This is a genomic window from Caulobacter sp. FG7 (genome assembly GCF_057808875.1).
Genome location: NZ_JBMDIW010000055.1, coordinates 1 through 12,449, shown reverse-complemented (window position 1 = coordinate 12,449; position 12,449 = coordinate 1). Strand labels below are relative to the sequence as shown.

The following is a 12,449-nucleotide window of genomic DNA, read 5'->3' as shown; positions in this document are numbered from 1 at the left end:
GCGCATGATCGAGCCGGCGTCGGCATAGGGGTCGGTGACGGTCACGCCGTCCAGCATCACGTTGCCAGTATTGGCCACGGTGATCGTGTAGCTGATCTGCTCGCCGGCCGCGTCGGCCGTACCGCCGGGGACGGAAGCGTCCTTGGTGATGTTCAGCGCCGGGTTGCGGGTCAGGGTTACGGTTTCGGGATCGCTGTCCGAGACCGAGATGCCGCTGGCCGACGAGCCCGTGGCGGTGCCTGTGTTGGTGTAGCCGCCGGCCTCGATCTCGGCCTGGGTGAACACGTGCAGCAGGCTGCCGGTCGCCGAGGCGCCGACCGCGAGGTCGTCGGCCTGGCCGTCGCCGTCCTGGTCGGTGAGGCCGGCCAGGACGATCGGGATGTCGTCGGCGGTGTTTCCGGGCGTGCCGTTGTCGTCCACCAGGGTGACGTTCAGCAGCTTGATCGTGCCGGTGTTGGTGACCGTGAAGTTGAACAGCTGGGTGTCGCCGGCGTCGTCGCCGTTGCCGTCACCGTCTGTGCGCGCGCCGGCCGTCTTGACCACGTCCACCTGCGGGGGGATCGGCTGGTTGCCGATCTGCACGTTATAGGTGGTGGCCTCGGCGAGGGTGACGGTCTCGAAGGCGCCCGTGGTCTGGGTCCAGCCTTCCTGCAGCACCTCGTCGACCTGCACCGTGCCCAGCGACAGCGGCAGGCCGCCGATCTGGAACGTGCCGTCGGCCTTGGTGACCGTCGAGCGTTCGCCCGCGTCGAGCACGCCGTTCTTGTTCTCGTCGACGAAGATCGTCCAGCCGCCCAGGCCCGCCTCGCCGGCGTCCTTGACCCCGTCGCCGTCGGCGTCGAGGAACTTGACGCCGCTGATGATGGCGGCCTTTTCGGTGTTGAACTCCTCGAAGCCGTCGTCGGCGCCGTAGGCCGTGCCGGGCCGGCCGAATTCGGCGTACATGGTGATGTAGGCGGTGCTCAGGTCGGCGCCGCCGAACAGCGAGACTGGCACATAGAAGATGTAGTCGTCATTGCCGCTGCCTGACGAGAAGGCGTCCATCAGCAGCGTCTTGTCGCCGCCGGCGTCGAGGTCGAAGATTTTGGTGAAGGCCGCGCCCAGTTCCTGCGTACCGGCGTTGAAGTCCGCGCCGACGGCCGCGGCCGACGAATAGTAGATCTTCATCGCGTTCAGAGCGGTCAGCGGATTGGCGTTGGTCTCGTTGAGATCCAGCCGGAATTCCAGGTACTGCACGCCGTTGATCACCCGGATGGGGATCTGGTTGAAGGTCAGGCTGCTGGTCTTGCTCTGGTCGGTGTTCAGCACGCCGTTGGCGTCGGTGTTGAAGCCGTTCTCATTGCCGTCATTGTCGCCGATGGCGAGGAACGGGTCGTAGTTGCCGGTGCCCGAACCGATCGCGTCGCCGCGCGTGATGATCACGCCGTTTACGGTCGTCGAACTGCCTGGTGCGGTGATGTCTATGTCGGCCATGACTTGCTCCCGAGCGCTCCGCGCGCGGGCCCTGGGGGCTCGTCCGCGCGATCAAAAACGAAAGCCTCGATCACAACGTCGACGGGGGAGACGGGTACCGGGTCCGGGGTCGGCGTCGGAGGCGAGCGCGCGGATCCGTGAAGTTCGTGGCCGGCTGTCGGGATGTGGGTTTGCGCCCTTCCCGTCGTCGGCCGAAGACATTCCTGGAGCGCGCAGCGCCTACGCGAAGCAAAACAGCGGCTAGCGATCGGCTTAGTTCAGCTTCGCGTCAATCATCCGGCCTTAGCAATGACAAGTTGTCATGCAGTATGCATTACGGAGAATGCTTCAATCGCGGCCGCAATTAGGCTCTAAGATGTTAATCGTCGAAATTTACTAGACTTTCGCCAGGGTGGAGTGCGGCGAAAACTCGCCGCCATCAGAAACGACCTCGCAGAGTCACCCGCACAACTCGACCGACCGCGTCCTGGTCGTAGCGGCCGTAGCCGGGGGCGAGCCGTCCGTCGCCCAGCCTGGCGCGAAGGCGCGCATCCAGCAGGTTCTCGATTTCCAGGCCCAGACGCAGGCCGGAGGCCCGCGGCGTCGTGGCGCTGGCTCCAGCGGAGGGGGGCGATCCGGACGCCGGCGTGGCGAGCATGTAGCCCAGCTTGAGGTCGATCCGGGTGAAGTCCGACACCCGCAGGTCGCTCGGACCATCGACGCCGGTGTCGCGGCGGGTGCGATAGGCCTGCCGCCACCGCGCGCTGGCGTTCAGCGTCCATTTGTCGCGGCGGGCGTCGAGCGTGGCGGAGACCTCGTTGCGCGCCGTTCCGCCGCCGTCTCCGGCCAGATGGTCCATCACGGGGTAGCCCGCGCGGATCGTGGTCGTCTTCTTCAGCTGCAGGGTATGGTTCAGCGACGCCCTCAGGCTGGGGGCGCCGGGCGAAGGGGTCTTGCCGCCAAACGGAACGTTGAAGTTCAGGCCCGAGGCCAGGACCTCCGATCGCGATGACAGCAGGTTGATCGAGCGCTGGTCGATGCCGATCAGTCGCCCGTCGGCGTCCCTCTGGAAGCGTTCGGGAAACGCTGCTTCGACCGCCGGGGTCACGGCCGGCAGGCTGCCGATGCCGTCGCGACTGTCGGCGGTGCGGTAGTTGACGTTGCCTGCCAGCCGCCAGGGCGTGACAGGGCCGGCCGACAGGCTCAGCGCGAACCGCTCGTTGGTCTGGCCCTTCAGGGCGGGATTGCCGCCGTACAACGGCAGGATCTCGACCGACTGGCCGGTGGCGAAGTCGAACACGACGATGGGATCGCCATAATAGGGCGCGTCGAAGAGCTGCTGGTCGGATGGCGCGTCGTAGGTTCGCGCCCACGAGCCGTTCAGCCTCAGCTGCTTGAGGGGCGACCACGACAGCGCGCCGGTCACGCCCCCTCCTCCGCCCGAGCCCGTCTGCCGGCGCAGGTTTCCGCTCAGGTTCAGCGAAGCGCCGCCGAGGTTGACGCGGCCGGTCTCCTCGCCCGGCTGCGCAGCGCGCAGCAGCGGGATCGTCAGCCCGCCGCGCATGTCGGCGGTGTCGGCCGTCCGCTCGGTCGAGGTTCCGTCGACGGTGCTGGTGGAGCTGGTCCGCGAGACTCGACCGCTCAGGTTCATGGTCAGCCGGCCGGCCGGCAGGTCCAGCAAGGGCCGGTCGGCCGACAGGTTGAGGGCGATGGTGCGGTTGTCGGTCCTGCGGTCGGTCAGGCCTTCCTGGCTGCCGCGCGAGGCCTGGCCGTCGACGCCGACGCGCACCGACCAGCCCTTGAGCTCGCCGTTGCCGCCGGCGCTGACGGTCAGGCCGCGCTGCCGGCCGCGCAGGCGCGCCAACGTGTCTTCGCGGCGCGAGACCGATTGGTCCCGCTGCGCCCGGGCGCTGGCGCTGAACGCGCCCTGCCACTCTCCGAACCGGCGATTGACCGACATGTTCGCCGTCACCGACGTGCTCTCCGGCCGCAGGGTCGCGCCCTGGGCCTGAGGATTGTCGCGCAGGTAGTCCGGGCGCTCGTCGGCGCGCAGCGAGGTGTCGTTGGTCAGGCGGACGCCCAGCTGGCTGGTGTTCTCGTTGGCGATCGCCGAGCGCCGGACGTCGGCCATTTGCGAGGTGCGCCCGCCGGCCGTCGGGCGGGCGTCGGCCAGCTGCCCGTCGCGGCTCTGGAAGTTGCGCTTGAGGACGATGTTGACCACCCGTCGCCCCGGATCGGCGCCGTAGAGACCCGCGGCCTGCTCGGGCAGCAGTTCCACCCGCGACAGGGCGTCCGGCGGAAAGGTCATGTAGTCGCCGGCGTTCTGAACCCGCCGGCCGTTGACGATCACCACCGGCGGCTCGGCCAAGCCGTAGGCCGAGCTGATGCGCTCCAGCGCCTCGCTGATGTCGTAGGCGCCGAGGGCCTCGATCTCGTCGGGGGTGAGTTCGGTCTCGGGCGGCGTCTTGGCCGCGCCGCGCCGGGCCAGAACCTCGACGCCGGAGAGCCGCACCGCCGTGTCGTCAGCCTCCTCGACCGCGGCGTTCGCCACGGCGGCGGCCTGCGGCGCACCGGCAGGCAAGGCGGACATGAGAAGCAGCCAATACATCAAGCGCATCCAGCCGTATCACAGCCGCGAGTTGCAAGCCTCTTATGCACTTTGTTGTAAATAAAAGCGGGGCCGTAATATGGCCTCAGGTGATCCGGCGCTTCTCGAGCTTGCGCGCCAGGGTCCGGCGATGCATGCCCAGCCGCCGGGCCGTCTCGGAGATGTTGAAGTCGGTCTCGACCAGGGTCTGGTGGATCCGCTCCCATTCCAGGTTCTTGATCGAGGTGGCCCGTTCGCCGATCACCGCGCCGGCGTCGCCTTCGCGCTTGTCGAAGGCGGCCTCGATGTCGTCGGTGTTCGAGGGCTTGGCCAGGTAGTGGCAGGCGCCCAGCTTGATGGCCTCGACCGCGGTGGCGATGCTGGCGAAGCCGGTCAGCACCACGATCAGCATCTCCGGGTCACGCGCGATCAGCGCCTGCACGCAGGCCAGGCCCGACTCGCCGGCCAGCTTCAGGTCGACCACGGCGTAGCGCGGCGTGAAGGTCTCGAGCGCGACCAGGGCCTCGTCCAGGCCATGCACATGCACGACCTGATAGCCGCGGCGCTCGAACGACTTCTTCAGCGTGGCGGCGAACTTCTCGTCGTCCTCGACGATGATCAGCTTGCGTTCAGCGGGCATGACGCCTCCCGATCTGCAGCGAGGCCAGGGGCAGGCTCAGGACCACGCGCGCGCCGCCCTCGGGACGGTTGGCCGCGGCCACCTCCCCGCCCAGCTTGCGCAGCACATTGACCACCAGGAAGAGGCCAAGACCGCCCCCTGCCCTGCCCTTGGTCGAATTGTAGGGCGTGCCGAGGTTCTCCAGGGTCTCGGCCGTGAAGCCTGGCCCCTGGTCCTCGACCGCGACGACGATCCAGCCGTCGGCGACGTGGGCGCTCATCCGCACCGCATGGGGCGAGGCGTCGCGCGCGTTGTCGAGTACGTTGTGGATCACCTGCTTGAGCGTGGATTCCGCGACGATCGGGGTGACGCCGGTGAGATCCGGCGCATAGGTCAGCACCTCGCCGTCGCGGGTGGCCCGCCACTCGTCGACCACCTCATCGAGGAAGGCGCGCAGGGTGCTGGCGCGCACCTCGCCGCTGCGGGCCTCGCCGGCCGACAGCAGCACGCCGGTGACGATGTCCTTGCAGCGCTTGACCTCGCCGCGCATGTCCTCGAGCTCCTGGGCGAGCTCAGGGTGCTTGGCGAACACCTTCATACGCCGCCAGTCGCCCAGGATGACGTCCAGCGTCGCCAGCGGCGTGCCCAGCTCGTGCGCGGCGCCGGAGGCCAGGAGGCCCATGCGGACGATGTGGGTCTCTTCCGCCGCCCGCTGGCGCAGCTCGGCCAGGTGCGCGTCGTGGCGGCGCAGGTTGCTGTTGATGCGCGAGACGAAGGTCACCAGCAGCACCGCGTCCAGGACGACGCCCATCATCATGCCCATGATGAACAGGCCGAAGAACGCCTGGTCGCTCAGGCCCGTGGCGATCACCGGACGGTTGGCGGCCACCAGCAGCAGGAAGCAGAAGCTAGTCAGGAACACGATCGCCCAGGTGGCCCAGACCTCGAGCAGCACCACGCCCAGGATCACGTGCAGCAGATAGAGGGTCGTGAACGGGTTGGTCGCCCCGCCGCTGAAATAGAGCTGGGCCGTCAGGGCCAGGGAGTCGAGCGCCAGGGCGAGAAAGAGGTCGTAGGGGCCGATCGGCTTGGCGCTCTTCAGGCGCAGCAGGCTGAAGAGATTCAGCACCACCAGCGCCGCCAGAACCAGCATCATCGCCGCCAGCGGCAGGTGGAAGCCCAGGCTGAAATGAACCGCCAGGATCGTCACCACCTGGCCGACGACGGCGATCCAGCGCAGGTGGATCAGCTGCAGCATGTTCTGGCGGGCGATGGCGTCGGCCGGGTCCGCCGCGTTGTCCGCGGCCCGCGCCCCCGAAAGCCAGCCCGACATGCCGGCGATCAGGATGCGGGCGGTCGGCGTCATGGGGTCTCTTTAACCCGGTTCCGGCGCGCGTCGAGCAGAACATAGACGGCCGCCCCGCCGGTCAGCAGCGCCAGGCCGAACCAGGTGAGCATGTAGACGAGGTGGCTGTTGGGGAACTTCACCACCGTCAGGCCGCCGATCGGCCAGCCGCCGGGATTGGGCGTGGCGTCGGCGTCGACGAAATAGGGCGCGAGGTTGGAAAGCCCCCTCGCCTGCCCGATCGCCGCGACGTCGCGTGAATACCAGCGGTTCTCGGCCGGCGCGTTGGTGCGCAGGAAGCCGCCGCGCGGCTCGCTCAGGCGCAGCAGGCCGACGACGCTCACCGGCCCCTCGACCTGGGCGGCCAGGCGCGCACCGGGCGCGCGGCGCTCGGCCGAGACGAAGCCGCGATTGACCAGGACGTCGAAGCCCTGGTCGGTATGGAGGGGGGTCATGACCCAGAAGCCGGGGCCTTCGGTCGTCACGGCCTGGACCAGGGTCTCGCGGTCGTGGGCGAAGCGCCCGGTCAGGCGCAGGCGGCGATAGCCGTCGCTGGCCTGGGAGATCCCCGCCCAGCGGCCTGGACCAGGCGGCGGGGCGGGCTCTGCGTGGATGCGCTGCTCGACCCGAGCGATCAGGTCGAGCTTCCAGGCCCTGCGCTGGACCTGCCAGCCGCCGAGCGCCAGGAAGATCGCTGTGAAGGCCAGGCAGAGCCCGACCAGGGCGATCGTCCGGGCGGCTCGGCCGCCGGACTTCGTCACGGAACTTCCCGCATGTCGTGCGGCATCGGTGCCATCATGTGGGTGTCGAGGTTGTGCATCACCCACAGCGACCCCGAGAGCGTGATCACCACCACGACCAGGGTGAACACCAGGGCCAGCATGGTCCAGCCGCCTTCCGAACGCGAGTTCATGTGAAGGAAGTAGATCATGTGGACCAGCACCTGGATCACCGCCAGGCCCATGACCGCCAGGGCGGTCATCTGGTTGCTCGGCAGCACGTCGGCCATGACCAGCCAGAACGGGATGGCGGTGAGGATCACCGCCAGCACGAAGCCGATCACGTAGTCCTTCAGCGTGCCGTGGGCGCCGCCTTCGTCGTGCCCATGGTCGTCATGCGCGTGGTGCGCGTCGTGGCTGGCCGCGCTCATTTCAGGACTCCGAGCAGATAGACGAACGAGAAGACGCCGATCCAGATGACGTCGAGGAAGTGCCAGAACATCGACAGGCACATCAGGCGACGCTTCATCTCGACGCCGAGGCCGCGCTTGGCGACCTGGACCATCAGGGTGACCAGCCAGATGCAGCCGAAGGTCACGTGCAGGCCGTGGGTGCCGACGAGCACGAAGAACGACGACAGGAACGCGCTGCGCTGCGGACCGGCGCCCTCATGGATGAGGTGGTTGAACTCGTACAGTTCCAGCGACAGGAACCCAAGACCCAGCAGGCCGGTGACGGCCAGCCAGGCCAGGGTCGGCTTCACCTTCTTGGCTTGCGCCGAGATCATGGCGAAGCCGTAGGTGATCGACGAGAACAGCAGCAGCGCGGTGTTGACCGCCACGATGGGCAGATCGAACAGGTCCGCCCCCGAGGGGCCGGCCGCATAGTTGCGGCCGAGCACGGCGTAACAGGCGAAGAGGACCGCGAAGATCAGGCAGTCGCTCATCAGGTAGATCCAGAACCCCAGCAGGGTCCCGTTCTCCGGATGGTGGTCCTCGGTGAGGTAGAAGCGGTCCTTGTCCGCTTCGGTCAGGGCTTGGGCGTGGGCCATGGGTTACGCGAGGCTCCGCAGGGCTTCGGTGCGGGCGTCCTCGACACGGACGACCTCCTCGGCCGGAATGTAGTAGTCACGCTTGAAGTTGAAGGTGTGGATGATCGCCGAGGCCACGAGAGCCACGAACGAGATCACCGCCAGCCACCAGATCTGCCAGATCATCGCAAAGCCGACGACCACCGAGATCCCGGCCAGGACGACGCCCGCGCCAGTGTTCTTCGGCATGTGGATCGGGATGAACCCGGTCGTCGGGCGCACGTAGCCGCGCTGCTTCATGTCATGCCAGGCGTCGATCTCGTGGATGACCGGCGTGAACGCGAAGTTGTAGGCCGGCGGCGGCGACGAGGTCGACCATTCCAGCGTACGGCCGCCCCAGGGGTCGCCCGTCTTGTCGGCGTACTGCTCGCGCTTCATGAAGCCGACGACCATCTGCATCACGAACGAGATGATGCCGAACAGGATCAGCACGGCGCCGAAGGCCGAGATCACGAACCAGATCTGCAGGCTGTGGTCTTCGAAGTGGCTGACGCGGCGCGTCACGCCCATCAGGCCCAGCACGTAGAGCGGCATGAAGGCGAAGAAGAAGCCGATCTGCCAGAACCAGAACGACAGCTTGCCCCAGAAGGGATCCAGCTTGAAGCCGAAGGCTTTCGGGAACCAGTAGACGATGCCGGCGAACATGCCGAACACCACGCCGCCGATGATCACGTTATGGAAGTGGGCGATCAGGAACAGCGAGTTGTGCAGGACGAAGTCGGCGGGCGGGACGGCCAGCAGGACGCCGGTCATGCCGCCGATGACGAAGGTGACCATGAAGCCGACGGTCCACATCATCGGCACTTCGAAGCGGATGCGGCCGCGGTACATCGTGAACAGCCAGTTGAAGATCTTCGCCCCCGTGGGGATCGAGATGATCATGGTCGTGATCCCGAAGAACGAGTTCACGCTGGCGCCAGAGCCCATGGTGAAGAAGTGGTGCAGCCACACGATGTACGACAGGATCGTGATGACGACCGTGGCGTAGACCATCGAGCTGTAGCCGAACAGACGCTTGCTGCAGAAGGTCGAGACGACTTCCGAGAACACGCCGAAGGCGGGCAGCACCAGGATGTAGACCTCGGGGTGACCCCAGATCCAGATGAGGTTCACGTACATCATCGGGTTGCCGCCGAAGTCGTTCGTGAAGAAGTTGGTGCCGAGGTAGCGGTCAGACGACAGCAGGGCCAGGACGGCGGTCAGGATCGGGAAGCTGGCGACGATCAGGACGTTGCTGCAGAGCGAGGTCCAGGTGAACACCGGCATCTTCATCAGGCTCATGCCCGGGGCGCGCATCTTCACGATCGTGACGATCAGGTTGATGCCCGACAGGGTGGTGCCCACGCCCGCGATCTGCAGTGACCAGATGTAGTAGTCGACCCCTACGTCTGGACTGTACGCCAATCCCGACAGCGGCGGATAGGCCAGCCAGCCGGTGCGGGCGAACTCGCCGACGAACAGCGACAGCATCACCGTGATCGCGCCGCCGACCGTCATCCAGAAGCTGAAGTTGTTCAGGAACGGGAAGGCCACGTCGCGGGCGCCGATCTGCAGCGGCACGACGAGGTTCATCAGGCCGGTGATCAGCGGCATCGCCACGAAGAAGATCATGATCACGCCGTGGGCGGTGAAGACCTGGTCGTAGTGGTGCGGCGGCAGGTAGCCGGCCGCGTCGCCGAAGGCGATGGCCTGCTGGGCGCGCATCATCAGGGCGTCGGCGAAGCCGCGCAGCAGCATGATGATGGCCAGGATGATATACATCACCCCGATCTTCTTGTGGTCGACGCTGGTCAGCCACTCACGCCACAGGTAGCCCCAGACCTTGAAGTAGGTCAGGGCGGCCAGGACGGTGACCCCCCCCAGGGCGACCATGGCGAACGTGCCGATCAGGATCGGTTCGTGAAGGGGAATGGCGTCCCATGTGAGACGGCCGAAGATCGTTTTTACGAGGTCCGGGGACATGAATGATCTCTAGGCTTGATCAGCGCGCTTCGGCGGGCGCGGACTTGGGGGCGCAGAGCGCGGCGATGAACGAGCGGATGCCGCCCTCCCCGCGCCGGGTCCGCTTGTCGTATTCGAGCGTGGTGACGTTGTAGACGCCCTCCATGCCCAGGCCGCCCGACTTGTCGATGGCCATCATGTCGTGCTGGCACATCTTGCCCGGCTCGACGCAGCGGTTTACCGCCTTGTCGAACAGGCCGGCCTCGACCGAGGCGAAGCGCTGGGGCGGAACCTTCTCGCTGGGCTTCTCGAGCACCAGGTAACGCGTCCCGTCGAGGCGATCGTTGCTCTTGCGGACGTCATCGGCCCACTTCTGGAATTCCGCGTTGCTCATGCCGTGGAACTTGAAGCGCATGTGCGAGAAGCCCTCGCCGCTGTAGTTGGCCGAGAAGCCGTCGTAGACGCCCGGCTTGTTGATGACGGCGTGCAGCTTCGTGCGCATGCCCGGCATGGCGTAGATCTGGCCGGCCAGGGCGGGCACGTAGAACGAGTTCATCACCGACGAGGCGGTCAGGTCGAAGTCGATCGGGGTGTCGACCGGCGCGGCCAGTTCGTTGACCGTGGCGATGCCGAGCTCGGGGTAGATGAACATCCACTTCCAGTCGAGGGCCACGACCTGCACCTTCAGCGGCTTGACACCTTCGGCGGTGCGGCCCGGGGCCAGGCGGTCGAGCGGACGATACGGGTCCAGCAGATGGGTGCTGGTCCAGGTCACCGCGCCCAGGATCATGATGATCACCAGCGGGGCGGCCCAGATGACGATCTCGAGCTTGGTCGAGTGGTGCCAGTCGGGATCGTACTTCGCCGTCTTGTTCGACTGCCGGTACTTCCAGGCGAAGAACAGGGTGAGGAAGATCACCGGCACGATGATGATCAGCATCAGCACGGTGGACAGGATGATCAGGTCGCGCTGCTGCGCGGCGATATCACCCGACGGATTCATCACCACCCAGTCGCAGCCGCTCAGCAGGAGCAGCACGGGCAACAGGGCGAGCTTCTTAAAGGAACTCGGTGTCATGAGGGACCTGGACTACGGACGTTGGCGGCGCCGTTAAGCCAGTCCGCCAGTGCGTGACATTGGACCATTTGTCCTAGGGGCAGCCTTAGCACACGAAGCCGTGTTCTCCGAGCGGAGCCGAAGAGGCCTCAAGACGTTTGCCAGAAAGGGTCAGTTGGTCCCATGCTCGGACTCAAGACCGTCGGAAAGGCGGCTTGAAAAGAGTTTGGGACGAAAACAACAGGAACAAGGCGCGTAGCTGCATGAACCAGGATTTTGCAATTCCGACGTCATCGGGCCTAGAGCGCGACGCACGGCGATTGCACGCTGATCACAAGGGCGTGCGCCCCGGCGAGATCGCCATCGGCGTGATCATCGGGCGGACCTCGGAATTCTTCGACTTTTTCGTCTACGCCATCGCTTCGGTGCTGGTGTTCCCGCAGCTCTTCTTCCCCTTCGTCGACCGATTGACGGGGGTGCTCTGCTCGTTCGCCATCTTCTCGCTGGCCTTCGTGGCCCGGCCGATCGGCTCGGCGATCTTCGGGGCCATCGACCGCAACTACGGTCGCGGCGTGAAGCTGACCATCGCCCTCTTCCTGCTCGGCGGCTCGACCGCGGCCATCAGCTTCCTGCCCGGCTACGCCGTGGCCGGCCCGGTGGCCATCTGGGCGCTGGCGGCCTTCCGTATCGGCCAGGGCCTGGCGCTGGCCGGCGCCTGGGACGGCATGGCCTCCCTGCTGGCGCTGAACGCCCCTGAAAAGAAGCGCGGCTGGTACGCCATGATCCCGCAGCTGGGCGCGCCCTTCGGCTTCATGCTGGCCAGCGGCCTGTTCGCCTATTTCGTCGCCAGCCTGGGCTCGGCCGACTTCCTCGACTGGGGCTGGCGCTATCCGTTCTTCGCCGCCTTCGCCATCAACGTGGTGGCCCTGTTCGCCCGCCTGCGCATCGTCGCCACCGAGGAGTTCGGCAAACTGTTCGAGAAGGGCCAGCTGAGCCCCGTTCCGATCACCAGCCTGCTGAAGGCGCAAGGCGGCAACGTGCTGATCGGCGCCTTCGCGCCGCTGGCCACCTTCGCCATGTTCCACCTGGTCACCGTGTTCCCGCTGTCGTGGGTCAGCCTGCATGACGACGGCGGCGAGGCGCTGAACTTCCTGCGCATCGAGCTCGCCGGCGCCCTGGTCGGGGTGGTGGGCATCATGGCCTCGGGCTGGATCGCCGACCGCATCAGCCGCCAGAACCAACTGGCCTTGTCTGCGGTGCTGATCGGCATCTTCAGCCTGGCCGCGCCCTGGCTGCTCGACGCCGGCAGCGTGGGCCAGACCGTCTACGTGGTGGCGGGCTTCGCGATCCTGGGCCTGTCGTTCGGCCAGGCTTCCGGCGCCGTCAGCTCAGGCTTCCTGCGGCACTATCGCTACACGGGCTCGGCCGTGGTCTCCGATCTGTCGTGGCTGGTCGGCGCCGGCTTCGCCCCGCTCGCCGCCCTGGCCCTGGCCAGCTACTGGGGCCTGCCGGCCATCGGCCTCTACCTGGCGTCGGGCGCCGTGGCGACCCTGATCGCCCTCAGCCTCGACCGTCGTCGTCGCATCCGCGCCAAGGCCAAGGCCGGCGCCTGACCAAGACCCTCTCCCCGCGTCGCCTC

General features: G+C 66.9%; 10 protein-coding genes. 1 reads left to right on the top strand and 9 read right to left on the bottom strand.

What is annotated here, in order from left to right; all coding sequences use genetic code 11:
• The 9 genes from ACODR1_RS24465 to cyoA form a co-directional block, all read right to left on the bottom strand.
• Window positions 1-1,473, bottom strand: a 1,473-nt coding sequence (locus ACODR1_RS24465) for a DUF7507 domain-containing protein (protein ID WP_488882767.1), incomplete at its 3' end; no start/stop codon positions are given.
• Window positions 1,474-1,891: 418 nt separating this feature from the next.
• The gene (locus ACODR1_RS24460; protein WP_488882766.1) at window positions 1,892-4,042 is read right to left on the bottom strand and encodes a TonB-dependent receptor plug domain-containing protein; all 2,151 of its coding nucleotides are present in this window, start codon (window positions 4,040-4,042) and stop codon (window positions 1,892-1,894) included.
• Window positions 4,043-4,145: 103 nt separating this feature from the next.
• Entirely contained in the window at window positions 4,146-4,679 is a 534-nt protein-coding gene (locus tag ACODR1_RS24455; RefSeq protein ID WP_488882765.1) for a response regulator transcription factor, read from the bottom strand.
• Entirely contained in the window at window positions 4,669-6,024 is a 1,356-nt protein-coding gene (locus ACODR1_RS24450) for an ATP-binding protein (RefSeq protein WP_488882764.1), read from the bottom strand. The genes ACODR1_RS24455 and ACODR1_RS24450 overlap by 11 nt, the downstream gene beginning before the upstream one ends.
• Window positions 6,021-6,764 carry an SURF1 family protein gene (locus ACODR1_RS24445; RefSeq protein WP_488882763.1) on the bottom strand — a complete coding sequence of 248 codons (744 nt, stop codon included), beginning with the start codon at window positions 6,762-6,764 and terminating at the stop codon, window positions 6,021-6,023. Before ACODR1_RS24445 ends, ACODR1_RS24450 begins: the two co-directional genes overlap by 4 nt.
• Window positions 6,761-7,153 carry a cytochrome o ubiquinol oxidase subunit IV gene (gene cyoD / locus ACODR1_RS24440; RefSeq protein ID WP_488882762.1) on the bottom strand — a complete coding sequence of 131 codons (393 nt, stop codon included), beginning with the start codon at window positions 7,151-7,153 and terminating at the stop codon, window positions 6,761-6,763. Before cyoD ends, ACODR1_RS24445 begins: the two co-directional genes overlap by 4 nt.
• Window positions 7,150-7,773, bottom strand: a complete 624-nt coding sequence (gene cyoC, locus ACODR1_RS24435; protein ID WP_101717277.1) for a cytochrome o ubiquinol oxidase subunit III — start codon at window positions 7,771-7,773, stop codon at window positions 7,150-7,152. The genes cyoD and cyoC overlap by 4 nt, the downstream gene beginning before the upstream one ends.
• Window positions 7,774-7,776: 3 nt before the next feature.
• Window positions 7,777-9,774, bottom strand: a complete 1,998-nt coding sequence (cyoB, locus tag ACODR1_RS24430; RefSeq protein WP_488882761.1) for a cytochrome o ubiquinol oxidase subunit I — start codon at window positions 9,772-9,774, stop codon at window positions 7,777-7,779.
• Window positions 9,775-9,793: 19 nt separating this feature from the next.
• On the bottom strand, window positions 9,794-10,831 hold the full coding sequence (gene cyoA, locus ACODR1_RS24425; RefSeq protein WP_488882760.1) for a ubiquinol oxidase subunit II: 1,038 nt from the start codon (window positions 10,829-10,831) through the stop codon (window positions 9,794-9,796).
• Window positions 10,832-11,073: 242 nt separating this feature from the next.
• Between cyoA and ACODR1_RS24420 the strand changes: the two genes are divergently transcribed.
• Window positions 11,074-12,423, top strand: coding sequence for an MFS transporter (locus ACODR1_RS24420; RefSeq protein ID WP_488882759.1), 1,350 nt, complete (start codon window positions 11,074-11,076; stop codon window positions 12,421-12,423).
• Window positions 12,424-12,449: the final 26 nt, after the last annotated feature.

Excerpts from the sequence above, each read along its gene's own strand:
- ACODR1_RS24460 (WP_488882766.1), bottom strand. The coding sequence starts at position 4,042 with ATGTCCGCCTTGCCTGCCGGTGCGCCGCAGGCCGCCGCCGTGGCGAAC.
- ACODR1_RS24455 (WP_488882765.1), bottom strand. The coding sequence starts at position 4,679 with ATGCCCGCTGAACGCAAGCTGATCATCGTCGAGGACGACGAGAAGTTC.
- ACODR1_RS24450 (WP_488882764.1), bottom strand. The coding sequence starts at position 6,024 with ATGACGCCGACCGCCCGCATCCTGATCGCCGGCATGTCGGGCTGGCTT.
- cyoD (WP_488882762.1), bottom strand. The coding sequence starts at position 7,153 with ATGAGCGCGGCCAGCCACGACGCGCACCACGCGCATGACGACCATGGG.
- cyoC (WP_101717277.1), bottom strand. The coding sequence starts at position 7,773 with ATGGCCCACGCCCAAGCCCTGACCGAAGCGGACAAGGACCGCTTCTAC.
- cyoB (WP_488882761.1), bottom strand. The coding sequence starts at position 9,774 with ATGTCCCCGGACCTCGTAAAAACGATCTTCGGCCGTCTCACATGGGAC.
- cyoA (WP_488882760.1), bottom strand. The coding sequence starts at position 10,831 with ATGACACCGAGTTCCTTTAAGAAGCTCGCCCTGTTGCCCGTGCTGCTC.
- ACODR1_RS24420 (WP_488882759.1), top strand. The coding sequence starts at position 11,074 with ATGAACCAGGATTTTGCAATTCCGACGTCATCGGGCCTAGAGCGCGAC.